Below are 26,182 nucleotides of genomic sequence, written 5' to 3' on the forward strand. Positions count from 1 at the left end.
CAGCGCATGCGACCTCCCCGCGACCCGCCCATGGCGGTCGTGGTGGTGGTCGTGGTGGTGATGAGATGTGCGTGCATGGGACGACTGTAATGGCGGCGTTGCGCGGTGTCAATTTGCACGGAACCGCGCGAAGTCGTCGTACGATAGTGCGTTGCGATTGTGCAAGCTATGCCGTCACGCTTTTTCCCTGCTTCTTTCAAGCTACCCGCGCCTCTACAAGCGCACCCCGGAGGACCCACCGTTGCCGATTCACATCCGTCCTGCCGTCGAACACGACGCACCGCTGATCCTGCAATTCATCACCGAACTCGCCATCTACGAGAAAGCCGAACATCAAGTGATGGCCACCGCCGATACCATCCGCACGAGCCTCTTCTCAACCGGGTCACCAGCCCACGCGTTGATCTGCGAAATCGACGGCGAGCCCGCGGGCTTTGCGGTGTACTTCTTTTCGTACTCGACGTGGCTCGCGCTGAAAGGGCTGTACCTCGAAGACCTGTACATCTCGCCGCGGTTTCGCGGTACCGGTGCCGGCAAGCGCTTGCTGCATCATCTCGCGCAACAGGCCATCGCCGATGGTTGCGGACGCTTCGAATGGAGCGTGCTCGACTGGAACGAGCCGGCCATCCGCTTTTACGAAACGGTCGGCGCGAGCCCGCAGTCCGAATGGGTTCGCTATCGCCTCGCCGGTGACGCACTGCGCGCGTTCGCCGGGCAGAACGTCGCTTGACCCTGGCGACGTAGCCGCACCATCCGTCGTGCCCGCCCGGCCCGCGCAACGCGGGTCCGGGCCCGTCAAGCACCCGGGCGCTTGCCCAGATCTTGCAGCCGCCCTCTCCATTCCTTTCGAAACTGCATCTTTCGGTAAGAACATCGAAAGCGAGCCGTCTCTATAGCTTCACACCTGAATGTTCCAATGCGAACGCTCTGATGCACGCCCCAACCGGCTCCGCATCGGCAGTGCGCCGACCCCACACGCATGGCGCGCAGTCCGCCGATACCGGAGACCCGAACAATGAAATCAACCAACCAAGTGGAGCCTCGCAATATGTTTCGTCGAGCCTTGATCGCTGTCCCGCTCACTGGACTGGCGCTCGCGATGTATGCCTGCGGCAGCAACAACGACATTAAAAGCGTCACCGCGCAGAACGCGCTGAAGACGGCCACCCCCATCAAGCACCTCGTTGTGATCTACAACGAAAACATCTCGTTCGACCACTACTTCGGGACTTACCCGAACGCGACGAACCCGAGCGGTGAGCCGACCTTCAACGCCGCATCCGGCACGCCGACCGTCAACGGTCTGACGGGCTCGCTGCTGACCGCGAACCCGAACTCGACGAACACCGCCAACGGCGCGAACGCCGCGAACCCGTTCCGTCTCGATCGCACGCAGGCCGCGACCGCCGACCAGAACCACTCGTACACCCCGGAACAACAGGCTGAGGACAACGGCGCCGCCGACCTGTTCCCGAAATACACCGGCAACGGCACGAGCGGTGGTGCAGGCGCATTCGGCACGAAGGGCCAGGTCATGGGCTACTTCGACGGCAACACGGTCACTGCGCTGTGGAATTACGCACAGAAGTTCGCGATGAGCGACAACGCGTACACGTCGACCTACGGTCCGTCGACACCGGGCGCCCTCGAAGTCGTGTCGGGCCAGACCAACGGCATGCAGATCGTCAAGACGACGAAGCAGCCGTCGACGCTCGCCGCCACCTCGTACTACATCAATGACGGCCAGGGCGGCCTGACGATGATCAACGACGTCGATCCGGGCAACGACGTGTGTTCCAGCACCACCGATACCGCGCTGATGTCGGGCAAGAACATCGGTGACCTGCTGAACGCGCAGAAGATCACGTGGGGCGGCTTCATGGGCGGCTTCAACCTGGGTACGACCAACAGCAACGGCACGACCGGCTGCAAGCGCAGCACGATCGCGACTGCCGTGAACGCCGCAACGGCCGACTACATTCCGCACCACAACTGGTTCCAGTACTTCGCATCGACGGCGAACCCGCAGCACACGCGCCCGAGCGCAACGGCCGCCATCGGCCAGAGCCTCGAAGCCGACGGCAAGACCGCGGAACCGGCAAACCACCAGTACGACACCGACGATTTCTTCGCCGCGGTGAAGGCCGGCAACTATCCGTCGGTCAGCTTCCTGAAGGCACCGGCCGCGCAGGACGCGCATGCTGGCTACTCGGATCCGCTCGACGAACAGGCTTTCGTCACCAAGGTGATCAACTTCCTGCAGCAGCAGCCGGACTGGAACAGCACCGCAGTCGTCGTCACGTATGACGACTCGGACGGCTGGTACGACCATCAGTACGCGACCCCGACGAACCCCTCGTTCAGCGCCATCGACCAGTTGAACGGCAACGCCGTATGCGGTACCGGCTCGCCGCTCGCGGGCGTTGCTGGCACGGGCCCGGTCAACGGTCGCTGCGGTCCCGGTGTGCGGATTCCGTTCCTCGTGATCTCGCCGTGGGCCAAGACGAACTATGTCGATCACACGCTCATCGACCAGGCATCGGTGGTCCGCTTCATCGAGGACAACTGGCTGGGCGGTACGCGACTCGGTGGCGGTGCGTTCGATGCAACGGCAGGCGACATCCGCGGCTTGCTCAACCTGAGCGGCACCGCGAACACGACACCGCTGTACCTCGATCCGACGCTCGGCACGCAGGTCAGCACGCCGCCGGCACTCTGATTCCGGTCAGCAGCACAGTTGTTCACCGTTGTTGCGGCCGGCGCGAAAACGCCGGCCGCCGAATAGGTCTCCCGCCGTGTTGCAGCCGGATCATCGGTTGCCACACGGCTCTTTTGCTTGTCAGTCCCGCATAGAAAACGCCACATGACCGAGCTTTCTACTTCGCCTGCCCCGTCTTCCGGATCTTCGACGCCGGCCGGGTCCGCCGTGCAGCCCGTTCGCCGCGGACGTCGGCTGCTGCTTTCCCTCGTTGCCGTCGTCGTCGTAGCCGGACTCGGCTTCGGCGCGTTCGCGCTCGCGTTTCCGGCCCAGGTGCCGGACCCGATCGGCGAGGCAGTCGGCAATCTGACCGGCGCCAACCCGCATCCGGTGGCACTGGTGCGGCCGCCGGTCGCGCCGCTCAGCGCGGTCGCATTGCTCGGCAAGCAGCTCTTCTTCGATCCGAAGCTGTCCGCGTCGGGGCAGCAGTCGTGCGCGTCGTGCCATAGCCCCGCGCATGCGTACGGACCGCCTAACGATCTCGATGCGCAGCTCGGTGGGACCTCAATGGCGCTGCAGGGTTATCGCCCGCCGCCTTCGCTGATGTATCTGTATCGCCAGCCGAACTTCATGATCGGTCCGGATCAGGGCGAAAACGACGACGCGCCGAGTGTCGCGCAGCTGGCGGCTTCGTCGGCGGGGGTGGTCAAGGCGCAGAAAACCGCGGGCGCCGCGCCGGCCGCCGCACCGCAGATGGTCCCGCAGGGCGGTCTGTTCTGGGACGGTCGCGTGGACACGCTGCAGCAGCAGGCGTTCGGTCCGCTGCTCAACCCGGTGGAAATGGCGAACACGAGCATCGATACCGTCGCGCAAAAGCTCGCCGATGCACCGTACAGCAAGCAGTTCACGCAACTGTTCGGACCACGCATCTTCAGCGACAAACAACTGACGGTGGCCGAAGCGATGTTCGCGATCGCGCGCTACCAGGTCGAGGACCCGTCGTTCCATCCGTATAACAGCAAGTACGATCGCTGGCTCGAAGGCAAGACGCGTCTGTCTCAGGCCGAACTGCACGGTCTGCATCTGTTCAACGATCCGAACAAGGCGAACTGCGCCGGCTGCCACCTCTCGAAGCCCGGCAGCGACGGCCTGCCGCCGATGTTCACCGACTACCAGTACGAAGCGCTCGGTGTACCGCGCAATCGCGCACTTGCACAGAACCGCGATCCGAAGTTCTTCGATCTCGGTGTCTGCGGGCCGTTCCGCCAGGACTTGAAGGACCAGACGCAGTACTGCGCGATGTTCCTCACGCCGACACTGCGCAATTCGGCGACCCGTCAGGTGTTCTTCCACAACGGCGTCTATCACACGCTCGATCAGGTGATGGCGTTCTACAACGACCGCAATACGAACCCGGCCAAGTTTTATCCGCACGGAGCGGACGGCAAGGTCGACAAGTACGACGACATTCCGGCGAAGTACCAGAAGAACGTCGACGTGACAGATGCGCCGTTCGATCGCAATTTCGGCGACAAGCCAGCGATGACCGATCAGGAGATGCGCGACATCATCGCCTTCGTGCACACGCTGAATGACGACCCGGCGCCGACACACTGAGGCTTGCGACCGGAGTAAGCACTAACCCGGTCGACTGCGGGACATGGAACCGGCATCGCGGCGAACCCAGCGCCGCGATGCCGTTTTTTTGAAAACCTTTCTTTTTCCTTTCATTCAGGCTTAAATAACGCTTTCAATGAATGCGGGGAAACATCCATGTCGGACTTCATGCGAGGCGCGGTAACACTGGGCGGCTGTATCGGCGCCTTCACGCTGATCGTTAGCGCGATCGAATTGCTGGCCAACTGAACTGATGCACCGCCCGGCGGCCAGGCCTTCCAGGGCCCCGCCGCCGCGGCACACCTGCCGTACTCATTCCCCTGAAAATCCCCTTCTAGCGGCCTGGAAAATCCCCAAACGGATCGTCCGCCGCTGCCGATGTCGTTTCTTCAGACAGGTTGTATTCGGCCTGCACTTCATCGAGCACCGCCGCCACATCGCGCTCGAAGCCGGCAATATTCCCGAAGTGCTTCATCGTCCAGTTGCAGCCGGTCTTGTCGGGCTCCTGCAATTGCGGGCGCGGCACGCGAATCTTCACACCGTCTTCGACGATCGTATGAAGGCGGTGAATGCGCCGGCTGACTTCGTCCTGTAGCCGGGATGCGTTGAGTGTCTTGCGGTTCATCGGGCCTCCTTGCTCCATGTGCGGATGCAGACGTGCCACGCCACGTTGCAGCGTGCGCCGTACCGCGCCGCGAAAGCATAACCCTTCCTGTCCGTATGGCCCGCAAATCTGCGATCATCTGCAGTCCGTTTTGACGAACCGATGCCCGCCTATGTCCTCTGCCTTCCACCTCGAAACCGACCGCCTGATCATGCGGCCGCACCTTCGCGACGATCTCGACGACTGCCTCGCGATGTGGTCCGACTCGACCGTTACCCGTTTTATCGGCGGGAAGCCGTCGACGCGCGAAGAAATGTGGGCGCGGTTGCTGCGCTATATCGGGCACTGGACGCTGCTCGGCTATGGCTTCTGGGTGGTGCGCGAAAAAGCGAGCGGGCGCTTTGTCGGTGAAGTGGGCTTCGCCGACTTCAAGCGCGATCTCGATCCACCGCTAGGTGATTATCCCGAGATGGGCTGGGTGCTAACGCCGTCGATGCACGGCAAGGGCTACGCCACCGAAGCCGTGCAAACCGCGCTGCGCTGGGCCAATGCGCACTGGCCGACTACCGACAGTGTTTGCCTCATCGTGCCGGACAATGTTGCGTCGCTACGTGTGGCCACCCGATGCGGGTTCGTCGAACATGGTCGCGCGACGTACAAGAACGCGCCGTCGATCGTGTTGCACCGCACCGCCCAGTCTGTCTGATCGTCACCGTCGATCCAGGCACGAATCCGACAAGCTTCACTAAGCGTCTCACTGAGCGCGCCCGGCCGCGCTGTCGTCGAGCAACTGGACCAGATACGGCTTCCATACCTCCGGATGCGCAAGCGTCTGGTGGCCGTACGATTGCGCGGTCTCCGGAATCTCAACGAAGCGCCCGTGCTGGACCGCGGTGATCGCGTGTTGCATGACGCCGAGATCGGCGGCATTGATCAGGTCATCGGCGAAATTGACAGCGTAAAGCGGCGCGCGAATCCGCGACAGTTGCGGCGCAGGATCGTAATCCCACGATGATTCGAACCAGTACAGCGCGTCGTTTGCGTCGATCTTCTGCGCGTCCGCAACGGTCGCATCGTAGAGGCGCGTGGCGGAATCGCGATCGGGCGCAGCCGCCTGCATCCGCGCGGCGTTACCGGTGATCACCGCGAAGATCGGCATCGTGCGTACCCATTGCGTAGGCTGCGTTGTGTAGTCGCCGTTGTTCCAGCCAGGATCGTTGCGGATCGCGCCGACCACCATCTGCCGCCAGAACCAGTTGCGACCGGCCATTGCGATCGGCTGGCTCGCGATCGGCATCAACGCGTCCGCCATCTCCGGATAGCGCTCGCCCCACATCCACGTCTGCATGCCGCCCATCGACGTACCGAGCACAAGCCGCAGATGATCCACGTGCAGCCCATCCACCAGCAGGCGGTGATTCGCTTCGATCACGTCGCCGTATCCATAGTGCGGAAATTTCGTGCGCAGACCATCGCTCGGTTTGCTGGAACCGCCGCGGCCTAGTCCGTCGGGCATCACGATGAAGTAGCGCTGTGCATCGAGTGGTGCACCAGGCGCGAAGAGTTCGCGGCGCATCGTCGGTGTCAGGAAGGCCCGGCCGGTGCCCGTCGTGCCATGCATCAACAGCACTGCATTGGTCACCGTGCCGTGCGCATCGCGCTGCGGTGTGCCGAGCGTCGCGTAATGGATATGAATTTCCGGCAGCGTGGAGCCGTCGGAGAAATGAAAGTCATGGATCGTGAAGTCCACGGAACGCTCGGGCACACTGTCCGACGCCACCGCGCTACCGGCCATGCCAAGCGCGAGAGCCGTCCACATTCCCGCCACGGCCACTACGAATCTGGATCGCAACACCGCATTCTCCTGTCGGCAACTGGCCGCTGATCGGTACGCGCGATATGGTAGGACAAAACCCACGCAGAGGTCGTGCAACCGGGCCGAGCGGCCTACCCTTGACGAATTGTCCATCTTTAGACATTATATCCAGATGGCAAAGCAGACTCGACGAACTCCCGAACAGACGCTGTTGATCGACCAGCTCAAGCAGGTCGCGCACGGACTCGGCGAGACCTTCGCGCCGTTTTGCGAAGTCGTCGTGCACGATCTGCTGCATCCGAAACACGCCATCGTCGCAATCCACAACAACCTGTCGGGCCGACAGGTCGGCGCACCCGCTACCGAACTCGGCCTCGCACGGATTGGCGACGCGGACTATCCGCAGGTGCTCGCGAACTACCCGAATCAGTTCGTCGACGGGCGGCAGGCAAAGAGTACGTCGATCGGTATCAAGGACTCGACCGGCCGTTATGTCGCGGCGCTATGCGTCAACGTCGATCTCACACTGTTCCGCGGCATGCAGGCCATGCTCACGCAGTTCGGCACGTCCGATCCGAACGCCGCACCGCAGGAATCGCTCGACCCCGCGGGGGCCGATACGATCCGCTGCCGTATCGACCGGTTCGCGGCGAGCCTCTCTACCACGCCGCGGTCGTTGAAAGCCGAAGACCGGCGCCTGCTGATGCAGGAGCTGAAGCAGTCTGGCTGCCTCGAGGTGCGTCGCGCGATGGAAATCGTTGCGCAGTATCTCGGTGTATCGCGTGCAACTGTGTACGGCGATGCGAAAGAATAGTCATGAACGGCGCTTGCCGCACGCAAGCCGCCGGGCTCAACCAGTCACGCTCACGAGGGAATGAACATGCTTACGCTGCCCACTTATGACGACGTCGCAGCCGCCGCGCGGCGCATCGAAGGCCACGCGCATCGCACGCCCGTCATGCAATCGCGCACGATCGATGCCGAACTGGGCGCGCAGGTGTTCTTCAAGTGCGAGAACCTGCAGCGCATGGGCGCGTTCAAGTTTCGCGGCGCCTTCAACGCGTTGTCGAAATTCGACGACGCACAGCGGCGCGCGGGTGTCGTTGCATTTTCGTCGGGCAATCATGCGCAGGCCATCGCGCTGTCGGCTTCGCTGCTGAACATTCCCGCGACGATCACCATGCCGCACGACGCGCCTGCCTCGAAGGTCGCGGCAACGAAAGGCTACGGTGGCAACGTCGTGATGTACGACCGCTACACCGAAGACCGTGAACAGATTAGCCGCAAGCTCGCCGAAGAACGCGGCCTCACGCAGATCCCGCCGTACGATCATCCCGATGTGATCGCCGGCCAGGGTACTGCGGCGAAAGAACTGTTTGACGAAGTGGGTCCGCTCGATGCGCTGTTCGTGTGTCTTGGCGGTGGCGGCCTGCTGTCGGGATCGGCACTCGCCACCCGCGTGCTCGCTCCCGACTGCAAGCTGTACGGCGTCGAACCGGAAGCGGGCAACGATGCGCAGCAATCGTTCCGCACCGGCAAGATCGTGCATATCGACACGCCCAAGACCATCGCCGACGGCGCGCAGACGCAGCACCTCGGCGCTTATACGTTCGAGATCATTCGTCGCGATGTCGACGATGTGTTGACCGCGACCGATGCGCAACTGGTCGACTGCATGCGCTTCTTTGCATCGCGGATGAAGCTGGTCGTCGAGCCCACCGGGTGCCTCGGTTTCGCGGCCGCACGTCAGATGAAGGCGCAGTTGCAGGGCAAGCGCGTGGGGGTGATCGTCAGTGGCGGGAACGTCGACATGGAGCGGTTCTGCGCACTGCTGGCGTAACGAAACGATGCTTGGTCTTATGCGTCGTGTCGTGGCATCGCGCGCAGGGTGAGCGCCCAGAACACCAGCCCGGCAAGCGTGATCGTCGCACCGAGTACGCAGACGCCGGTCCATCCCGCCCACGCATAAACGTGCGTCGACGCGAGCGCGCCGGCGCCGCTACCGGTCGCATAGAACAGCATGTAGCAACCCACCAGCCTGCTGTGCGCATCGGGACGTGTGCGAAAAATCATGCTCTGGTTGACCACGTGAATCGCCTGTCCGCTCAGGTCGAGTAGCAGCACGCCGATCACCAACGTCCACAAGCCCGACGACAGAAACGCGGCGGGCAACCACGACAGCAGCAGCACGATCCACGCAACGCCGGTTGTCCATTCGCCCTTACCGCGATCCGCCCAATAGCCGGCACGTGCCGCCGCCAGCGCACCGGCCGCGCCCGCAAGGCCAAACGCGCCGATCGCCGTATGCGGCAACGCGAACGGCGGTGCACTGAGCGGCAAGGCCATCGCACTCCAGAACACACTGAACGCCGCGAACATCAGCATGCCGATCGTGCCGCGAATCTGCAGTACGCGGTCGTGTGCGAGCAGCGAGAACATCGATTCCAGCAGCCGCAGATACGGCATGCGCACGCGCGGCGCCGGCTGCGCAGGCAACGTGTGCCAGAGCACCGGCAGCATGACAACCGCGAGTGCCGCCGACGTGAAGTAGACCGCACGCCAGCCGGCAACATCCGCGATGAGCCCCGACATCGTGCGTGCGAGCAGCAGACCGATCACCACTCCGCCCTGCGCCGCGCCGACCACGCGCCCGCGTTCCTGTGGCGCTGCAACGGTCGCCGCATACGCGATCAACCCCTGCGTCATCGCGGTGCCGAGCAGGCCTGTTGCGAGCATGCCGGCCAGCAGCAGCGGTGCAGTCTGCGCCGTCGCGACCGCCACCAGCGCGATGCTCAACAACACCAGTTGCACCGCCATCAACCGATGACGGTTCGCGCGATCGCCGAGCGGCACGAGCAATACCAGCGCCAATGCACAGCCAACCTGCGTCGCCGTGATCACTCCGCCGATCGATGCCCGGCTCACGTTGAAGTCGTGGGCCAGCAGGTCGAGCAACGGCTGAGCGTAGTAGACGTTTGCGACACTCAGACCGCAGGCAACGGCAAACAACAGCACCATCGATTGCTTCATCGGCAATGCCGCGCACGGCGTACCACTGACCGCAGCGTCCGGCAACGACTCGATCTTTCCTGCACGCATGTCGATCCCTGGTGAGAACAAGTTTCGAATTGAAACTTTCACGCAGTGTAGGAAATGTAGTTTTCTAATGCAACTAGAACGACGAAAGACCGCAGTCGCAACAAGGCGAATAGGTGAGATAAAACGGGAGCCGGAAAAGCGATCAGGCCAGTCCGAATTGCGCGCCTGGCCCGGTGGTCTCAGCGCAGCGCCACTGCGCCCGCTTCCGAGTGCAGCCACGCGCGCAGCGCGTCGATCGCCGGGAGCTTGGTACTGTCCGGCCGCCAGACGATGAAATAGGCGTACACATCGATCACGCTGCGCTTCCACAGTTGCACCAGCCGGCCGGACGCGAGATCCGCTTCGATCACCGAGCGACGCGCGAGTGCAATGCCATCGCCGCGCAACGCCGCATCGAGCAGTTGCGCGCCATCGGTAAACGACACTGCACCGGACGGCTCGGTCATGTCGAGTCCAGCGGCCTGAAACCACGGCTCCCACGGCTGTGCCTTGTGCCGCAACAGCTTGCAGTGCGCAAGATCGGCAAAGCGGCGCGGCAACTTGCCGCCGCGATAGTGCGGGCTCGCAACGGGAAAGATTTCTTCATCCATCAGCTTGTCGGCGTGCAGTCCCGGCCACTCGCCAGGACCATAGCGCAGCGCCACGTCCACGCGATCGCGGTGGTCGAGTTTCGCCAGTGCAACAGCCGGGTGGATGTCCAGCGCGATCTCGGGATGCGCGGCCTGGAACCGCGGGAGGCGCTGCGCAAGCCAGCGCTCAGCGAAGACCGGCAGCACAGCCATCGTCAGCCGTACGCGTGCACGGACGGGCGCACGAGCCTGCGCCGCCTCGCCGAATGCACGTTCCAGCACGCGCAAGCCCTGACGCACCTGGAGCGCAAGATCATGCGCGTGCGGTGTCGGCATGGCACCGCCCGGCGTGCGCTCGAACAGCGACACGTCTAGTTGCGACTCGAGTGCGCGCACATGCTGGCTGACTGCGCCCTGCGTTAGCGCGAGTTCATCGGCGGCGCGCGTGAAGCTGCGCAGCCGCACGGCGGCTTCGAAAACGCGCAGCGTTTGCAGCGGTGGGATGCGGGAAGAAAAGGTCATGACCACATTAGTATCACTAATGCCGCGACCGTACAAATCATCGTTTGTGGGCGAGCTGGGCGGCTCATAAACTCGCTGCATGAACTACACCCTTTACTACTCCCCCGGCTCCTGCTCGATGGCCGTTCATATCGCGCTCGAAGAACTCGGCGTGGCGTACGACCTCGAAACCGTGCCGATCGCGCAAGGCGCAACGCAACAAGAACCGTATCTGTCGATCAATCCGAAAGGGCGCGTGCCCGCGCTGCGCATACCCGGGGAAACTCGTGTGCTCACCGAGTTGCCGGCCATACTCGTGTATCTCGCGCGCCAGCATCCGGCAGGTGGCCTGCTACCCGTGAACAACGCCGCCGCCGAGGCTCGCTGCTACGAATGGCTTGCGTGGCTCGTCGGCTGGATACATGGCATCGGTTACGGCGAACTCTGGCGCCCCGCGCGCTTCACGCCCAACGAAGCGACGCACGATGAGATTCGCGCGAACGGCAGACAGGTCGTGCTCGGTGCGTACACCAAGATCGAACAGGCGCTCGCGGACGGCCGCGAATGGGCCGTGCCGGGTAGCTACACGATCGTCGATCCGTTTCTGCTCGTGTTGTACGGCTGGGGCAGCAAGATCGGTATCGACATGCACGCAAATTACCCCGCGTGGACCGGGCATACGCAGCGACTGCTCGAACGCCCCGCGATACAGCGGGTGCTGCAACGCGAAGGTATCTCGATCGGTAGCTGATTGCTCAATGACCGGGGGCGATTCCGGATGACATCCATCGCCCTCGAACCGCTACGCGAGCACACGCGCGTGCAGCGTATGCATCACGCCCTCGGGTAACGCTGCTCGTACTGTTCCTCAACCCCTTCGAACAACGTCCAGAACGACACCGGCACGCGCCCGTTCAGTCGCTCATCGAGCACGGCCAGATGCGTGTGCCAGCCGCCCGAAACATTGACTTGCGCGTGACGCCCCGACAGCTTGCGATGCGTCAGTACGAAACGCACCTTGTCGCCGAGCGCCGCAAGCTCGATCAGCACATCCGAACGGCCGCCATCCGCGCCGTCGCTCCATGTGAAGCCGAGCGTATGCGGCGGTTCGTAGCGCGTCACGCGATGCATCGACGCAATACCGTCTTCGTATTTTTTGAAGCGTTCGGGCGTGGGCGTCTGCTCCGGGGACAGACTGCCATGATGAAAGAACATCTGGAATTCGCCGCCGACCTGCGCCGGTACATCGTCGCCGCTCGCGAGCCACTGCCCGCGTTTGTCCGACTCGACCAGATACGTCCATACGCGTTCGATCGGCCCCGGTAGCAGGCGCTCGAAACGCACCGTCTGCGTCCCGCTTGCGACGCCGAAATCGCTTTCGTCGCTCATCTGCGTGTCTCCTTACGATGGGGTAAAAGCATGCCATCCGAGGTGGCGTCGTCCTGCTGCAGAAGCTGTTCGAGCGTATCGAGCCGCGCGCTCCAGAAGCGCTCATAAAAACGCAGCCACTGGTCGGCCGCGGCAAGCGGCCCCGCCTCCATCCGGCAGACATGCGAGCGGCCTTCGATGCGGCGCCGGATCAAACCCGCACTTTCGAGCACCTTCACGTGTTTCGACGCCGCCGCGAATGAAATCTCGAATGGCTCAGCCAGTTCGCCGATGTTGCGCTCGCCATCGGCGAGGCTCGCCAGCATCGCGCGCCGGGTCGGATCGGACAGCGCGTGAAAGACATCGTCGAGGGAAGATTCGGGGTTCGCCATGTGCCGGAGTATAGGTATTTCCCATTCTTTATTCAACCGAATGGTTGAGCAATTTTGTGCAACGGCGGCTCAGGGCCGCCAGGATTGCGGCAGAAAAAGTGTCGGGTCGCAACGTCACGCGCGATAGATTGATTTAATTGGCATCGCGACTTTCGGCGTCCTCTAATGAAACTCCCGTTGTCTGTCGTCCGCCTGCCCTTTCCCCCCGGAGAATCCCATGGCTCAGCCTCAGCCGAACGTTGACGAAGTAGTAAAGGCCATCGCCGCTGAAACGAATACCCCAGCGGAGACAGTCTCGAAGATCTACGCCGACACGCTGGCCGACTACAAGGCGGATGCCCGGATCCTCGATTACATGTCGGTTCTCGTCGCGAAGAAAGTTCGCGAAACGCTGCGGCAATCGCGGCACTGAATCGCGCAATCGGCTGCGCGCTCGCGCGGCCGGGATTTCACACCAGTTCCGTACTCGGCAGGCGCACAGCCTCGAGCCGCTGCGTTGGCTTGCGCTCGCCAAGCGAGCGGATCACGCGCGCGAGCCGCGCTACTAGCGCATCGGCTTTGTCCGCGGGCACACCCGCGTAGCCGAGGATGAAGCCGTTGTAATCGCTGGCATCGGTGCCGGGCAGGCAATACGTGCTGAGCGGCGCGATGTAGAGCCCGTGGTCGCGCATTGCATCGCTGACTTCGCGATCCTGCAGCGGCGCATCGAGGCGCACCGTCAGATGCATGCCCCCGCCATCCGCCGATAGCGTGACGAGATCGCCCATCTGCCGGTCGATCGCGGCGACGAGCGCGACCCGGCGTTGCTGATACAGCCGCCGCATCCGCCGTAAATGACGCGCGTACTTACCGCTGTCGATGAAATCCGCCAGGGCGATCTGCTCTGCCACGCGCCCCTGACGCGCGATCTCGCCCAACGCTTCATCGATCTGCTGCACGAGATGCGCCGGCACGATCATGAAGCTCATCCGCAGCGCCGGGAACATCGTCTTGCTGTAAGTGCCCAGATAGACCACCGGCGCATGCGCCGCGAGCCCCTGGATCGCCGGTAGTGGTGGCCCGCTGTGCCGCAACTCGCTGTCGTAGTCGTCTTCGATGATCCACGCGCCGCAGGCCATCGCGTTCTCGATGATCGAGCGGCGCCGCTCGAGGCTCAGCACGCAACCAAGCGGATACTGGTGCGACGGCGTCGTATAGACGAGCCGTGGAGGTGTCTCGCGCCAGTGACGCGACGTCGGCGCGATACCCGATGCGTCCACCGGAATCGGCTCGAGCCGCAGCCCCGCCGTCTGGAACGCGGCCTTTGCGCCGTGATAGCCAGGATTTTCGACCCACGCGGTTTCGCCAGGATCGGCCAGCAGGCGGGCGCATAGATCGAGGCTCGCCTGGGTACCTTGCGTGATGAACACCTGATCCATCGAACAGCGCACACCGCGCGAAACGCGCACGTACTCGGCAATCGCGCGCCTGAGCGCAGGGTGCCCGGCGCTGTTGCCGTAGCCGAGTTCGTGCGGATCGATCGTGCGCCATGCGCGCTCCACCGAGGCACGCCACTGCGCCACCGGAAACTCATCGAGTGCCGGCACGCCCGGGCGAAACGGCGTTGGATTGTCGGGCCCGCCGCGCTCGCGCGGCAGATCGGCGACCCGTCGCGACAGACGGCTCGCGGTGCCGCCGGTGCCGTGTAGATCGGCGGATGCGGAAAACGCCACGCGGCTCACCACGGAACCATGCCGGCTCGTCGTGATGAAGCCTTCCTCGGTCAGCCGCTCGTATGCGTACAACGCGGAATTGCGCGCAATGCCGAGCTGCTCGGCCAGTGCACGCGTCGGCACGAGCTGAGTGCCGTAGCGCAGATCGCCATCGAGGATCGCCTGACGCAGGCTCTCGTACAGCAGATTCTGCTGGGTCAGCTTACGGCCGTTTGTCCGCTTCGCGAAGTTCGACATCAGCAGCGCGTAGTCCAAGGTGCGTGGCTCCAGATTTTGCTTTCGAGGTGGAGCTAACAATGGTGCCACAAATTTTCTATCCTGCTTCCTATCGAACAATCGAAGCCATGCCGAAGCCATGCACCAAGGAGCCCGACCCGTGACAGACACACTCCAGATCCGCCCCGTGACGCCCGCCGATTTCGACGCGTGGCTACCGCTCTGGGACGGCTACAACGCGTTCTATGGGCGCGCCGGTGCAACCGCACTGCCACGCGCGATCACCGACCTCACGTGGAGCCGTTTTTTCGATGGCTACGAGCCGATGCATGCGCTGGTCGCCGAACGCGACGGGCAGCTCGTCGGTCTCGTGCATTACCTGTTTCATCGCAGCACGACGCTCGCGGGGCCGACCTGTTACTTGCAGGATCTGTTTACGCTCGCTAGTGAACGCGGCAAGGGTGTCGGCCGTGCGCTGATCGAAGCGGTTTATGCGCGTGCCAAGACAAGCGGCTCATCGCGCGTGTACTGGATCACGCAGGAAACGAACACGACTGCGATGCGGCTTTACGACGACGTAGCCAGTCGTCCGGGGTTCGTCGTTTATCGCAAGGAACTGTAAACACACGCCGTGGGCGCGTACCACGCCTCGTCACGGCTCCACCCCACATTCCCCTTTCATCGCATAGCGCTCATAGCGCGTCCTGCCGATCCGCCGAAGCGAAGCAGCGTCCTCCCATCCGTCCCAAGTTGCGGTCCGCACCGACCGCATGTCACGATGCGCGTTGCTCAGCGCGTACACGCTGCCGCGCATCGCTGCGGCTCGCTGCCATGCGTCGCCGATGCCGCCACTTCCGCCCACGGATTCAGGAGCCATGCCGATGAACGAGAACGATCTCAACGATCCGAACCTGCCCGCCGCCAGCGACGATACGCCGGACGATCCCGAGCGCCGCCGCGTCTTAACGGGGATAGCCGCCGTCGGTATGGGGCTGATCCTCGCCGGTTGCCAGACGGAGGACCAGACTTCGACAACCGGCGGCGGCCCGCGTAGCGCGGCCGATCTGCGACTCGATGCAGCGTTGCGCGACCAGGTGCGCAACATCGTCGTGATCTACGCGGAGAATCGCAGCTTCGCGAATCTGTACGGCAACTTCCCCGGCACGCTGCATCCGCTCGACACGGTGCCAGCCGCGCGGTCCACGCAACTCGATCGCGACGGCAAGACACCGCTCGCACAACTGCCGAAGTTCTGGGGCGGACTCGTGCCGCAGGCACAGGAAGTGGACGGCAAGCGTTATGCGATCGCCGAAGGCGATATCACGGGCCTGCGCAATGGCCCGTTCCATCTCACCGACGCGCAGGGCGCACCACTGCCGAACGGTGTGATTACGCGTGACCTGTGGCATCGCTTCTATCAGAACCAGATGCAGATCAACGCCGGGCGCAACAATCAGTTCGTCGCGTGGGCCGATTCGGGCGGCCTCGTGATGGGCCATTACCGCAATTCCGCCGAAACACTCCGGCTCTGGAATCTCGCGCGGCAATACACGCTCTGCGATCACTTCTTCATGGCGGCGTTCGGCGGTTCGTGGCTGAATCACATCTTCCTGATTTCCGCGCAGGCGCCGCTCTACCCGGATCTGCTGAACAGCCCGGCAAAGCGTTTTGTTTCGGTGGTGGAAGGCGACGACCCGACCGGCACGCGCCTGAAGGTTGCGACCGATTCGCCGGCGTCGGCACTCGACGGCCCGCCGAAGTTCATCAACGACGGTCTCTTCACGCCCGACGGCTACGCGGTCAACACGATGGCGCCGCCGTATCAACCGAGCTTCGTACGGCCTGCTGCGGGTGGCAATCCGTTGCTGGCGAACCCCGCCGATCCGAAGGTGCTACCGCCGCAAACGTACGCAACCATTGGTGACCGCCTGTCGGCAAAAGGCGTCGACTGGGCGTGGTACAGCGGTGCATGGCAGTACGCACTCGATCACCGCGATATGGGCACGGTGCCTGACTTCCAGTATCACCACCAGCCGTTCAATTATTTCGCGAACTACGCGCCGGGCACCGATGCGCGCCGCCGCTATCTGCGCGACGGCGGCGTCGGCGAGGACGCATCGACCAATCGCCTGATCGCCGACATCGACGCGGGCCGACTGCCGGCCGTCACGTTCTACAAACCGCAGGGCAACCTGAACATGCATGCAGGGTATGCGGATGTCGAATCGGGCGACCGCCACATCGCCAATGTGATCGATCATCTGCAGCGCAGTCCGCAGTGGGCCAACACGGTGGTGATCGTCACGCACGACGAAAACGGCGGCTGGTGGGACCCGGTCGCACCGCCGAAGGGCGATCGCTGGGGCCCGGGCTCGCGCATTCCCGCGCTCGTGATCTCACCGCTCGCGAAGAAGGGCTACGTCGATCACACGCTCTACGACACGAATTCGATTCTTCGGTTGATCACGCGTGTGCACGGTCTGGCGCCGCTCGACGGTGTGCTTGCGCGCGATCGCGCGTTCGCGCAAAACGGCCAGGTGCCGCCAGGCGATATGACAGGGGCGCTGGACCTCGCGTGATTTTCGCGTGAACCGTACCGAAGCGCTGCGCGCGGCTACTTGAAGTCCGCGAGCAGCGCCGTCCGCACCTGCGGTCCAACGGTCTGCACCGGCACCGGATAGTGCGGATGATCGCAACCGATCTTCAACGCCGCCCCTTCGCGTAGCCGCGCTTTCATCGCCGGTGTGAACTCGAACCGCACGAAGTGCACCGCGGACGTTTTCTGTGCGTTATCGCGCTCGAGATCCTCATCGGCAATCGCGTAGGCCGGCGGCTCGCCGTCCACTTCAACGAATACGCGGTCTTCGATGCCGATCAGTCGCGCGAGCGCGGCAGCGCGTTCGACCTCGTTTGCATACTCGATCTGCATCGTCGCTTTCAGGTTGCTGCCGTCGGGCACGAGCGGCAGGTACGCATCGAGTTCGCCCTGAATACCGTCCTCATCGAAGATCTTCTCGATGTGCAGCATCTCCTGAATCTGATAGCGGATAGTCAGCTCGTCCTCGAACAAAAACGTGACGTGATTGCCGAGCGGCACGGTGCGCAGCTTCTTGTGCTCGATGACCTGCGCGCGCATCGTCTTGCGCGCCTTCGAATAGTTTTCGAGCGACAGCAACGAATTCCTGGCAATGTTCATCGGGGATCCTCGCGATTCGGTTACAGCATGGACGTCAGATACCGTACGCCTTGCGCAGCAGCGTCAACGGATGAGCGAGCTGCGCTTTCGGCAGGCCGTTCTCCTCGATGCCCTGTTCGATATGATGGCCCGCGAGCTGGCAATCCGACGAAATATAGTCGGGCTGCGGCTGCGCCATCGCCTTGAAGACCGGCGTGCCGATCTGCATCGACGTGCGGTGAAATTCCTTCTTCACGCCGAACGTGCCTGCGTGCCCCGAACAGCGCTCGACCACCGTCACCTTCGTATCGGGCACGAGTGTCAGCGTGTCGAAAGTCTTGCGGCCGATGTTCTGCACGCGGCCATGACACGGCACGTGGTATGAAACCTTGCCGAGCGCGGTCTTGAAGTCGGTGTTCAGCAGACCATCGCGATGGCGCGCCACGAAGTATTCGAACGGGTCCCAGAACGCTTCGCTGACGGCGCGCACGTCGGCGTCGTCGGGGAACATCAGCGGCAGTTCGTGCTTGTACATCAGCACGCAACTTGGAATCGCGCCGATCAGCGCATAGCCTTCGCGCGCGTACTTCGCGAGCACCGGCAGATTCTTTTCCTTCTTCTGTGCGACGCCCTTCAGGTTGCCCTGTTCGAGCAACGGCATGCCGCAGCATGCTTCGCTCTTGACCAGCTCATACGGAATCCCGTTGTGCGCGAGCACGGCGAGCAGATCGTGGCCGATGCCGGGTTCGTTGAAATTCACGTAGCAGGTCGCGTAAATCGCAACCTTGCCGGGCGTGCGCTCGCCGTCGTTCACAGGCGTAGCCGGCGACTTCTTCGCCGCACTACGGAATTTGCGCGTGGCGAAATCGGGCAGCCACGCGTCCTTGTCGACACCGAGCGCCTTTTCCATCAACCCGCGCGCGGCACCCGTGTGATTCACAGCGTTGACCGTCTGGGTGACGATCGGAATACCAGCGAGATGCCCGAGCGCATCGGTATTCGACAGAAAGCGGTCGCGCATGCTCACGTCGCCGCGCTGATAATCGACCGCTTTCGCGCGCAGCATCAGATGCGGAAAATCGACATTCCACTGATGCGGCGGCACGTACGGGCATTTCGTCATGTAGCACAGGTCGCACAGATAGCATTGATCGACGACCTTGCCGAATTCGCGCTTGTCGACTTCTTCGACTTCGCCGCCATCGGTTGCATCGACGAGATCGAAGAGCTGCGGAAACGCGCCGCATAGCGACACGCAACGCCGACACCCCGCGCAGATATCGAAGACGCGCGCCAGTTCCTTGTCGAGCGCGTCCTGATCGTAGAAGCCGTCCGAGAGCCAGTCGAGCGGATGCCGCGTGGGTGCTTCGAGACTGCCTTCCTTGTGGGGCATATCGTCAGTCTCCTGGGGATGGTGGTTTTGTCGTGCACGTGCCGCACGTCGATGCGATTTGCAGATCGCACCGCACGCGGTCGTGCCCGTGCGTGCGGACCTTGCCGCACGCATCCATAGCGTAACCAGCGCGCGCCGCTAGACCCTTCAGGCGCGCGCCGGCACGTCAATCCACCAGGGCTTCGAGTGCTTTCGTGTAGCGGTTCGCGTGACTGCGCTCAGCTTTCGCGAGCGTTTCGAACCAGTTGGCAATTTCATCGAAGCCTTCTTCGCGCGCCGACTTCGCCATACCCGGGTACATGTCCGTGTATTCGTGCGTTTCGCCCGCGATCGCCGCCTCGAGATTCAGACGCGACGAGCCGAATGGCAAACCCGTGGCCGGGTCGCCCGATGCTTCGAGATATTCGAGGTGGCCGTGCGCATGACCGGTTTCGCCTTCGGCGGTAGAACGGAACAGCGCGGCGACGTCATTCTGGCCCTCGACGTCCGCCTTGGCGGCGAAGTACAGATAGCGACGATTTGCCTGCGATTCGCCGGCAAACGCTGCCTTAAGGTTGTCCTCTGTCTTCGTTCCCTTGAGTTGCGACATCTAAACCTCCTGGAAAGCCGTGTATGTGGGGTGCGCGAGGGGATCAGCGAACGATCGTCTACGCGATGTCTACGTAAGCGATGCAACGACAGCGGGGCGCGCGGTCCGCCAGCGTGTATCTAAATCTAGAAGCCAGGCAAGGGGTTCCCCAATTGTGTTTTTCAATCCCGCCGATAGTCGCGCACCTTGCATAATGCGCACCCCCGTCTACACTCGTAGAGCTATACCCTCGGTGGAATTGCCATGCGCCTCACCATCCTGATCAACGGTTCCGATCCCACCGTCAACCACGATTACGCCGTGCTCTGGCTCGATACCGACGAACATCGGTGGTCGCGTGAAGCACATGACGGGATCGATCTGCCCCCGTGGGGCGAAGTGCGCGATGTCGACGGCGTCACCACGCTGTGTGCGCCGAGTACCGATGCGCCGCTGTGCACGCTGCGTGGTCTGTCGGTGGACCGCAGGCAGCGCGTCAGCTCTGCGCAAGGTCCGGCTGCGTGGTCGTGCGTGCAGGCACATGCACCTGCTACCGGTTACTGGCGTCTGCAGGCGGTCGATCGACAGACCGTGCATGCTGAGCACAGCGTGTTCAGTCGCTGAACCGGTCTCGCTGCGCAGCACCGCTTTCGTGTTGCACGTATCCGCTGGCCACGTCGGCGGTGTACGCCTGCCTTGACAGACGCTGAGCCCCCTCTCGATACTCCGGGCTATTCGATCTTTTCGCCGTGTCCACGACAAGCAGCATGCCGAGTGGCACGTCGGAATCCGGGGGAATGGATGCGGCATCCTGCAGAAGACCTGCTTGCACGACGCAGCCGATGGTTGACGCGCGCGGTCAGCGTGCTGGCCTTCGCTGCGCTAACTACGTTCGCTGCACTTCCACTCGCGGCCCACGCCGCCGCATCGGATGCAAACGCTCCCGACGCCGATGCCTGCAAGCTCGCGCAGGAAGCCAATGCCGAGCAACTGATCGTGCCGGCCGACAATGAGACCAACTCGGACACGGTGATCGACCGGTCGTCGAGTCACCCAGCGCCGGGCAAGTCCAACTGCTTCTGGCAGACGCATAAAAGCGGCGCCGCGAGCAATGCGCCGCCGGACGCCACGCTCTCGCTCGACTTCTATCACTTCGTCGATGCCGCCCATGCGCAAGCGAACACCCGCGATCTCGGCGTACCTCCGATCCCGCCACTGCTCACCACCACCGACGATGCCGCCGACCGGATCTTCCGACTATCCGGCAAAGAGATCGCTGCGCTGCATGGTTCCGACGTCGCGGTAGTACGCGCAGAAACGCCCGCGACCATTTCAAATCATCCGGCCTGGAGTGCGCGTCTGGAGGCGCTGGCGCTCGGTGCGGCCGGGGCGCACGTGCATGCGTCGGCCAACGCAAACTCAAATGCAGGCGCAAGTGCTGGCGAAACCACCACATGGCATCCCGCAGCACACGCCGCGCCTGCTGTGGGCATCACACTCGCACCGCTCGTGCACGTGCTATGGGCGCTGATCCGCTGGCGTTTCTTCGTGCCGCCTGCCCTCGTTGCACTGATATTCATCGCGGGTGCATTTCTCAAAGGTGTGCGCCGACATTTTGGCTGGTCGGTCCCGCTGGTCGCCGTGCTGGCTGTCGTGAACATCATCTTCGGTCCGGACCTTGGTGTGCGGCTCATCTATCGCATGGGCGAACAGGGACAGGGCGCCATTACCAGTACTTACGGGACCAGTACGAGATATAACAACCATCGCGTGATCGGCTACAACGTGCTGTTGCGCACCGCCGATGGCAAGGTCGTTGAAACCACCTTCGAGGACATCGACTTCAACGTCTATCCGCCGCACAACTCGACGTTTTATCCGCATGAGGGCGATGAATTTACGGTGCGCTATGTCGCGGGCTTTCCTGGCGATTTCGTGATCGTCAGCGATGACGACAGCCCGTGGGCGAAGCGGATGCGTTGCCGCGCACTCAACCGCGACGCGTTCAGTGCACAGGAAAAACAGCGCTTTGCACCCGACTCCGCGGCGTTCCGCGATGCGGCGAAAGCAGCAGATCAGGCGCTGCAAGCCGCAGGTTGTGATGCGAATCAGTAAGGTCGCGTAATTAGAACCGGAAGTACGAATCGCGCCGAACCACGCGGATTTAAGCCGTGCTTAAGAGTCGATCCCTAGAGTGGGAAATCCACGCATTGGGGTCGCCGAGAGGCGGCCCGTTTTTTTTGCCGCCGTAATTTCAGCGCGGCGCCAGACTCGCAAGCTCAGCCAGCTTCTGCGCATCGACGATTTCGATCTCGGCATAACGCAGTTGCAATGCACCCTGCATTTCGAACTGCCGCAAGATCTGGTTCGTCGTTTGCCGCGACAGCGCGAGCATCATCGCGAGGTCTTCCTGCGGCACCTTGAGCACGCGCCGCAGCGTGCCAGACTCGCCGTAGCCACCAGCCATCAGCAGCAGACGGCGCGCCACGCGTTGCGCGGCCGGCAGCAGCGCCGCTTCCTCGATGGCATCGAAAGCGAAGCGCAGCTTCTGCGTCAGCAGCAGGCCAAACGCATGCCACCACTCGGGCGTGCGTTCGAGCATCGCCGCAAGCGCCGCGCGCCGCACATGAAACAGCACCGAATCGCGCTCGGCATAAGCGTCGTGTGTGCGCTCGCGGCCGTCGAACAGCGTAATCTCGCCGAACCAGTTCACCGGCTCGATCACGGCGAGCAGCGCTTCTTTGCCCGCGAAACTGGCCGCGCCGATGCGCATCAGGCCATCGAGCACACAATAGAGGCCATCGTCGGGATCGTTGCGCATGAACAGGCGCTCGCCGGCCGCAAGCCGCTGCAGGCGGCCCGATTCCACCAGTTGCGCGCGCAATGCCTGCGGCGCGGCGCGAAACCACGCGCTGCGATCGAGCGTCGCGATCAATGCGGCGCCTGCAAACGGCTCGGACGGCGAGGCACGCGAGGCCATGGGGACCTGTCTCCTGGGTGGACAGTTATGCCGGATTGTCGGCTAGCTGAAGGTTTTATTACCGGTTGCCCGCGATTATGAGGGTTTTGCATCAGGAGCGTCATCCATGAGAACGCTGACCGAACAACTCACCCAATACGCCGCGTATCACCGGGACCGGCGCAATATCGCCACCCACTTCATCGGCATTCCAATGATCGTACTCGCGCTGGCCGTGCTACTGAGCCGGCCGTCGTGGGCGATCGGCGGGCTGCCGTTCATGCTGTCGCCAGCATGGGTCCTGTTTGTCGGGGCAACCGTCTATTACCTCGTACTCGACGTGCCGCTCGGCGTGATGATGGCCGTTTTCTCCGCGCTGTGCCTCGCCGTGGGCCGCTGGCTCGCCACGCAAGCCACGCTGACGTGGCTCGTCGCCGGTATCGGTCTGTTCGTGGTCGGCTGGGTCTTTCAGTTTGTCGGTCACGCCTATGAAGGTCGCAAACCGGCCTTCGTCGACGACGTGATGGGCTTGCTGGTCGGCCCGCTGTTCGTGCTCGCCGAGGCGCTGTTTGGTTTCGGCTGGCGGCCGTCGCTGCGCGAAGCGATCGAAGCGCAGGTCGGACCGACCCGCATCAACCCGGGCCGTACCGCGGCGCATTCCGGGCACTGAGGCCCTACAGCGCTCAACGGGGCGCGAAGCGCACGAGCCGCACGCCATGCAGTGCGGTCAGTGCGACTGCGATCCAGATTGGTATGTAGGTGGCGAGTTGCTGCGCGGAGAGCGTCTCACCGAGCAGCGTGACGGAAACGAGCACCAGCAGCACCGGTTCGACGTAGCCGAGAATACCGAACAGCGCCATCGGCAGCAGACGGCTTGCCTTCAGATTCGACGCGAGCGCGCACGCACTCAGCATGCCCAGTCCGGGTAGCAGCAAACACCACATGTCGATTCGGCCGGCGATTCGCGCGAGCGAACCGCCGGTGACGATCAGCACCACGGCGACCGGCAGCAGCAACAGCATCTCGAACGCGAACGCGGTCAACGAATCCGCGTTGATCTTGCGGCGCAACACGAAGTACGGCGGATAACCGAGCGCGACCAGCAGCGTGGGCCACGAAAACGCGCCGGTCACCCATAGCTCGTGCGCGACACCAACGGCTGCACACGCGACCGCCAGCCACTGCAGCCCATCGAGCCGTTCGCGAAAGTAGAAGCGGCCGACGAGCACCATCGTCAGCGGCAGCAGGAAATAGCCCAGCGATACTTCAAGCATCCGTCCGTGCAGCGGCGCCCAGAGGAATAACCACAGTTGCGCGCCGAGCAAGGCCGCGCTGACGAGCAAAGCAAGCGCAATGTACGGGCCGCTCACTGCACGTATCGCGAGCGCACGCAGTTGCGGAAGGCGTCCGCGCAGCGCGAGCAGGATCAGCGCACCGGGCACGGTCCAGACGATGCGCCACGCGAAGATATCGAGGCCGGTCAGCGGCGCGAGCAGCGTTGCATACGCCGACAGCAACGCAAATAACGTCGACGCTCCCACCGAAAACGCAATGCCGCGGCCGGGTTCCTCGTGATCAGGCGGATTTTTCGAGCTTGTAGCGCTCATCGGCGGTCCTGCGGGTTCTGCGCAGGCAGGCGGTGCGTCGCCGCACAGAACGGCGCGATACTGCGGTGTTTCATCAGAGGTTTATCCCGGCGCGCAGCGTGTCGCACGATTCAAGGCGCACACTGTCATTTCAGATTCAATTCAACGCGGCATTCTAGACGGATTCGCCGTTGTCGGCGCCGCAGTAGTGTTATGCGCCGCGCATTCAGTCCGTGCGAATCTGCGGCAAATGGACTAGAACATAACTTCACGTCGCGCCTGCGCGATCTAGATCAGCTGGATCGGCCGCTTCGGTCGGATCGGTCTAGCCGCGGGGCAAGCGCGTTTCTTGCTGCACCGCTTTTTCACCATCGGGCTCGCCCGGGGGCCCCGATCCACAGCTGGCCCCTGACGTTTGCTACGAGCCCGCGCTTCCCGTGGCTTCTGCGCCCATCACAGCACGCCGCGCATTTGCCCCGCATCATGGCCGCACCAGCGGCACCTCAACGCCGGACTGACGCCGCCCCGCGGCCCGGCGACACACAGATCAATGGAGAACGCATGACTCAGCCTGCCCTCTCGCCCGACGTATCGCCCGCCTTCGCCGCCGAAGTCCGCGCGGGCCTGACCCACGCCCCGCAGAAGGAATTGCCGTCGAAATACCTGTATGACGAAGTCGGCTCCGCGCTGTTCGAAGTCATCACCGCGCTGCCCGAATACGGTGTGACACGCTCCGAGGAACGTCTGATGGCACAGCACGCCGCGGACATCGTCGCGCACCTGCCGCACGACGTCACTGTCGCCGAACTCGGCAGCGGCAGTGGCCGCAAAACGCGCCGCATTCTGGAAGCACTCTGTAAAAAACGCCCTACTTCTTACTGCCCGATTGAAATTTCGCGCACCGCGCTGCAGTTGTGCCGGCGAGAGCTCGGCGATATCGAACGGATCTCGATAGTCGGTTACGAGCGCGACTATCTTGCGGGGCTCGCGGAAGTGAGCCGTCAGCGTGCGTCCGGCGAGCGGCTCCTCGTGCTGTTTCTCGGCAGCACGATCGGCAATTTCGCGCGGCTCGCGGCCACGCGCTTCCTGCGCGAGATCCGCGCCATGCTTGCCCCCGGCGATGCCCTGCTGCTCGGCACCGACCTCGACAAGCCGGTGCCCGTGCTGCTCGCCGCCTACGACGATCCGATCGGCGTCACGGCTGCGTTCAACCTGAACCTGCTCGCGCGGATCAATCGCGAGCTGGGCGGCGATTTTCCGCTCGATGCGTTCGAACATGTCGCACGCTTTAATCGCGACGCGCGCAGCATCGAGATGCATCTGCGCGCCACGCGTCACGTGACGGCTCAGGTGCGCGCCGCGCAGTTGACGGTCACGCTCGAAGCCGGCGAAACGATCTGGACCGAAAGCAGCCACAAGTACCGCGTGGAGGAAGTCGACGCGATGGCGCACGACGCGGGCTTTGCGTGCGAGCATCAGTGGCTCGAACGGGACTGGGGGTTTGCGGAGAGCCTGCTCGTCGCGCGTTGAGCTGATAGCGCCAGAAGGTGTTCCAGATCGCGGCGCGTGCGCCGCGATCAATGCTGCTCGAAACGTTCGAAGCGTTTTTCGGTGGCGCGCTCTTCGCCGGTCACCTCGCTCACGCGTGCGGCCGGCGGCCCGTGGCGCAGCCACGATAGCATCCGGTCCACCTGATTGGCTGTGCCCTGCAGCATCGCTTCGACCGAACCATCTTCGAGGTTCGCGACCCATCCCCGAATACCGAGCGCGTGCGCCTGGCGCACCGTCGCATGGCGAAAACCTACGCCCTGCACGACACCGCGCACGCGTACGTAATACGTTTCGATCCGTGCATCCAGATCGGGACCCGTCATGGCTTCAGCTCCTCGCAAAAACTTTCAAGCCGGCA

Annotated in this window: 27 protein-coding genes; 14 read left to right on the forward strand and 13 right to left on the reverse strand. The window is 63.3% G+C overall.

The features are described 5' to 3' along the window. Positions 1-241: 241 nt before the first annotated feature. The 3 genes from BWP39_RS26985 (at position 242) to BWP39_RS26995 (ending at position 4,315) form a co-directional block, all read left to right on the forward strand. Positions 242-730 carry a GNAT family N-acetyltransferase gene (locus BWP39_RS26985; protein WP_096725290.1) on the forward strand — a complete coding sequence of 163 codons (489 nt, stop codon included), beginning with the start codon at positions 242-244 and terminating at the stop codon, positions 728-730. A gap of 318 nt (positions 731-1,048) precedes the next feature. Then, positions 1,049-2,719 carry a phospholipase C gene (locus tag BWP39_RS26990; RefSeq protein ID WP_096725291.1) on the forward strand — a complete coding sequence of 557 codons (1,671 nt, stop codon included), beginning with the start codon at positions 1,049-1,051 and terminating at the stop codon, positions 2,717-2,719. A gap of 144 nt (positions 2,720-2,863) precedes the next feature. After that, on the forward strand, positions 2,864-4,315 hold the full coding sequence (locus tag BWP39_RS26995) for a cytochrome-c peroxidase (protein WP_096725292.1): 1,452 nt from the start codon (positions 2,864-2,866) through the stop codon (positions 4,313-4,315). A gap of 334 nt (positions 4,316-4,649) precedes the next feature. On the opposite strand, the gene BWP39_RS27000 is transcribed toward BWP39_RS26995, so the two are convergent. Further along, positions 4,650-4,940, reverse strand: a complete 291-nt coding sequence (locus BWP39_RS27000; RefSeq protein ID WP_096726203.1) for a hypothetical protein — start codon at positions 4,938-4,940, stop codon at positions 4,650-4,652. A gap of 151 nt (positions 4,941-5,091) precedes the next feature. Here BWP39_RS27000 and BWP39_RS27005 point away from each other — a divergent pair, with 151 nt between their 5' ends. Next, positions 5,092-5,625 (forward strand): GNAT family N-acetyltransferase, encoded by a 534-nt coding sequence (locus BWP39_RS27005; RefSeq protein ID WP_096725293.1) that lies wholly within the window; start codon positions 5,092-5,094, stop codon positions 5,623-5,625. Between the two features lie 48 nt (positions 5,626-5,673). Here BWP39_RS27005 and BWP39_RS27010 read toward each other — a convergent pair whose 3' ends face one another. After that, positions 5,674-6,714: an alpha/beta fold hydrolase gene (locus tag BWP39_RS27010; RefSeq protein ID WP_235851518.1), complete on the reverse strand. Its 1,041-nt coding sequence runs from the start codon at positions 6,712-6,714 to the stop codon at positions 5,674-5,676. Positions 6,715-6,907: 193 nt separating this feature from the next. On the opposite strand from BWP39_RS27010, the gene BWP39_RS27015 reads away from it, so the two are divergent. Beyond that, the gene (locus BWP39_RS27015; protein WP_096725295.1) at positions 6,908-7,549 is read left to right on the forward strand and encodes a helix-turn-helix transcriptional regulator; all 642 of its coding nucleotides are present in this window, start codon (positions 6,908-6,910) and stop codon (positions 7,547-7,549) included. Positions 7,550-7,609: 60 nt separating this feature from the next. Then, positions 7,610-8,575 (forward strand): threo-3-hydroxy-L-aspartate ammonia-lyase, encoded by a 966-nt coding sequence (locus BWP39_RS27020; RefSeq protein WP_096725296.1) that lies wholly within the window; start codon positions 7,610-7,612, stop codon positions 8,573-8,575. Between the two features lie 17 nt (positions 8,576-8,592). Here the strand turns inward: BWP39_RS27020 and BWP39_RS27025 are convergent, their stop codons facing one another. Beyond that, positions 8,593-9,834, reverse strand: a complete 1,242-nt coding sequence (locus BWP39_RS27025; RefSeq protein WP_407944806.1) for an MFS transporter — start codon at positions 9,832-9,834, stop codon at positions 8,593-8,595. A gap of 179 nt (positions 9,835-10,013) precedes the next feature. After that, positions 10,014-10,925, reverse strand: coding sequence for a LysR substrate-binding domain-containing protein (locus tag BWP39_RS27030; RefSeq protein ID WP_096725297.1), 912 nt, complete (start codon positions 10,923-10,925; stop codon positions 10,014-10,016). A 79-nt stretch (positions 10,926-11,004) separates the two neighbouring features. Here BWP39_RS27030 and BWP39_RS27035 point away from each other — a divergent pair, with 79 nt between their 5' ends. After that, positions 11,005-11,655, forward strand: a complete 651-nt coding sequence (locus BWP39_RS27035) for a glutathione S-transferase family protein (protein ID WP_096725298.1) — start codon at positions 11,005-11,007, stop codon at positions 11,653-11,655. 83 nt (positions 11,656-11,738) lie between these two features. On the opposite strand, the gene BWP39_RS27040 is transcribed toward BWP39_RS27035, so the two are convergent. Both BWP39_RS27040 and BWP39_RS27045 read right to left on the reverse strand, forming a co-directional pair. After that, a complete protein-coding gene (locus BWP39_RS27040; protein WP_096725299.1) occupies positions 11,739-12,293 on the reverse strand; it encodes an SRPBCC family protein in 555 nt (184 codons plus the stop codon). Then, a complete protein-coding gene (locus tag BWP39_RS27045) occupies positions 12,290-12,664 on the reverse strand; it encodes an ArsR/SmtB family transcription factor (protein WP_096725300.1) in 375 nt (124 codons plus the stop codon). The genes BWP39_RS27040 and BWP39_RS27045 overlap by 4 nt, the downstream gene beginning before the upstream one ends. Before the next feature lie 217 nt (positions 12,665-12,881). Between BWP39_RS27045 and BWP39_RS27050 the strand changes: the two genes are divergently transcribed. Then, positions 12,882-13,076 carry a DUF3562 domain-containing protein gene (locus BWP39_RS27050; RefSeq protein ID WP_091011876.1) on the forward strand — a complete coding sequence of 65 codons (195 nt, stop codon included), beginning with the start codon at positions 12,882-12,884 and terminating at the stop codon, positions 13,074-13,076. A 37-nt stretch (positions 13,077-13,113) separates the two neighbouring features. On the opposite strand, the gene pdxR is transcribed toward BWP39_RS27050, so the two are convergent. Then, positions 13,114-14,631: a MocR-like pyridoxine biosynthesis transcription factor PdxR gene (gene pdxR / locus BWP39_RS27055; protein ID WP_096725301.1), complete on the reverse strand. Its 1,518-nt coding sequence runs from the start codon at positions 14,629-14,631 to the stop codon at positions 13,114-13,116. A gap of 121 nt (positions 14,632-14,752) precedes the next feature. Here pdxR and BWP39_RS27060 point away from each other — a divergent pair, with 121 nt between their 5' ends. Continuing rightward, positions 14,753-15,214, forward strand: coding sequence for a GNAT family N-acetyltransferase (locus tag BWP39_RS27060; protein WP_096726205.1), 462 nt, complete (start codon positions 14,753-14,755; stop codon positions 15,212-15,214). Between the two features lie 259 nt (positions 15,215-15,473). Next, positions 15,474-17,171 carry an acid phosphatase gene (locus tag BWP39_RS27070; RefSeq protein ID WP_096726206.1) on the forward strand — a complete coding sequence of 566 codons (1,698 nt, stop codon included), beginning with the start codon at positions 15,474-15,476 and terminating at the stop codon, positions 17,169-17,171. 35 nt (positions 17,172-17,206) lie between these two features. Here BWP39_RS27070 and BWP39_RS27075 read toward each other — a convergent pair whose 3' ends face one another. From BWP39_RS27075 to BWP39_RS27085, 3 genes are all read right to left on the reverse strand, one after another. After that, positions 17,207-17,788, reverse strand: coding sequence for a DUF3501 family protein (locus BWP39_RS27075; protein ID WP_096725303.1), 582 nt, complete (start codon positions 17,786-17,788; stop codon positions 17,207-17,209). A gap of 34 nt (positions 17,789-17,822) precedes the next feature. Then, positions 17,823-19,160, reverse strand: a complete 1,338-nt coding sequence (locus tag BWP39_RS27080) for a heterodisulfide reductase-related iron-sulfur binding cluster (protein WP_096725304.1) — start codon at positions 19,158-19,160, stop codon at positions 17,823-17,825. Between the two features lie 166 nt (positions 19,161-19,326). Next, the gene (locus tag BWP39_RS27085) at positions 19,327-19,749 is read right to left on the reverse strand and encodes a rubrerythrin family protein (RefSeq protein ID WP_096725305.1); all 423 of its coding nucleotides are present in this window, start codon (positions 19,747-19,749) and stop codon (positions 19,327-19,329) included. 243 nt (positions 19,750-19,992) lie between these two features. On the opposite strand from BWP39_RS27085, the gene BWP39_RS27090 reads away from it, so the two are divergent. Together BWP39_RS27090 and BWP39_RS27095 are read left to right on the forward strand one after the other, a co-directional pair. After that, complete coding sequence (locus BWP39_RS27090) at positions 19,993-20,352, forward strand: DUF3564 domain-containing protein (protein ID WP_096725306.1); 360 nt, start codon at positions 19,993-19,995, stop codon at positions 20,350-20,352. A 177-nt stretch (positions 20,353-20,529) separates the two neighbouring features. Then, the gene (locus BWP39_RS27095; protein WP_133116947.1) at positions 20,530-21,843 is read left to right on the forward strand and encodes a hypothetical protein; all 1,314 of its coding nucleotides are present in this window, start codon (positions 20,530-20,532) and stop codon (positions 21,841-21,843) included. A 139-nt stretch (positions 21,844-21,982) separates the two neighbouring features. On the opposite strand, the gene BWP39_RS27100 is transcribed toward BWP39_RS27095, so the two are convergent. After that, positions 21,983-22,708: a Crp/Fnr family transcriptional regulator gene (locus BWP39_RS27100; RefSeq protein WP_096725308.1), complete on the reverse strand. Its 726-nt coding sequence runs from the start codon at positions 22,706-22,708 to the stop codon at positions 21,983-21,985. Positions 22,709-22,814: 106 nt separating this feature from the next. Between BWP39_RS27100 and BWP39_RS27105 the strand changes: the two genes are divergently transcribed. Then, positions 22,815-23,357, forward strand: coding sequence for an Mpo1 family 2-hydroxy fatty acid dioxygenase (locus BWP39_RS27105; protein ID WP_096725309.1), 543 nt, complete (start codon positions 22,815-22,817; stop codon positions 23,355-23,357). A 13-nt stretch (positions 23,358-23,370) separates the two neighbouring features. Here the strand turns inward: BWP39_RS27105 and rarD are convergent, their stop codons facing one another. After that, a complete protein-coding gene (rarD, locus tag BWP39_RS27110; RefSeq protein WP_096725310.1) occupies positions 23,371-24,294 on the reverse strand; it encodes an EamA family transporter RarD in 924 nt (307 codons plus the stop codon). Between the two features lie 540 nt (positions 24,295-24,834). On the opposite strand from rarD, the gene egtD reads away from it, so the two are divergent. Continuing rightward, complete coding sequence (gene egtD / locus BWP39_RS27115) at positions 24,835-25,803, forward strand: L-histidine N(alpha)-methyltransferase (RefSeq protein WP_096725311.1); 969 nt, start codon at positions 24,835-24,837, stop codon at positions 25,801-25,803. Positions 25,804-25,850: 47 nt separating this feature from the next. Here the strand turns inward: egtD and BWP39_RS27120 are convergent, their stop codons facing one another. Next, positions 25,851-26,147: an acylphosphatase gene (locus BWP39_RS27120; protein ID WP_096725312.1), complete on the reverse strand. Its 297-nt coding sequence runs from the start codon at positions 26,145-26,147 to the stop codon at positions 25,851-25,853. Positions 26,148-26,182: the final 35 nt, after the last annotated feature.

The sequence above is a fragment of the Paraburkholderia acidicola genome, from assembly GCF_002362315.1.
In the GTDB taxonomy this organism is placed as follows: Bacteria; Pseudomonadota; Gammaproteobacteria; order Burkholderiales; family Burkholderiaceae; genus Paraburkholderia; species Paraburkholderia acidicola.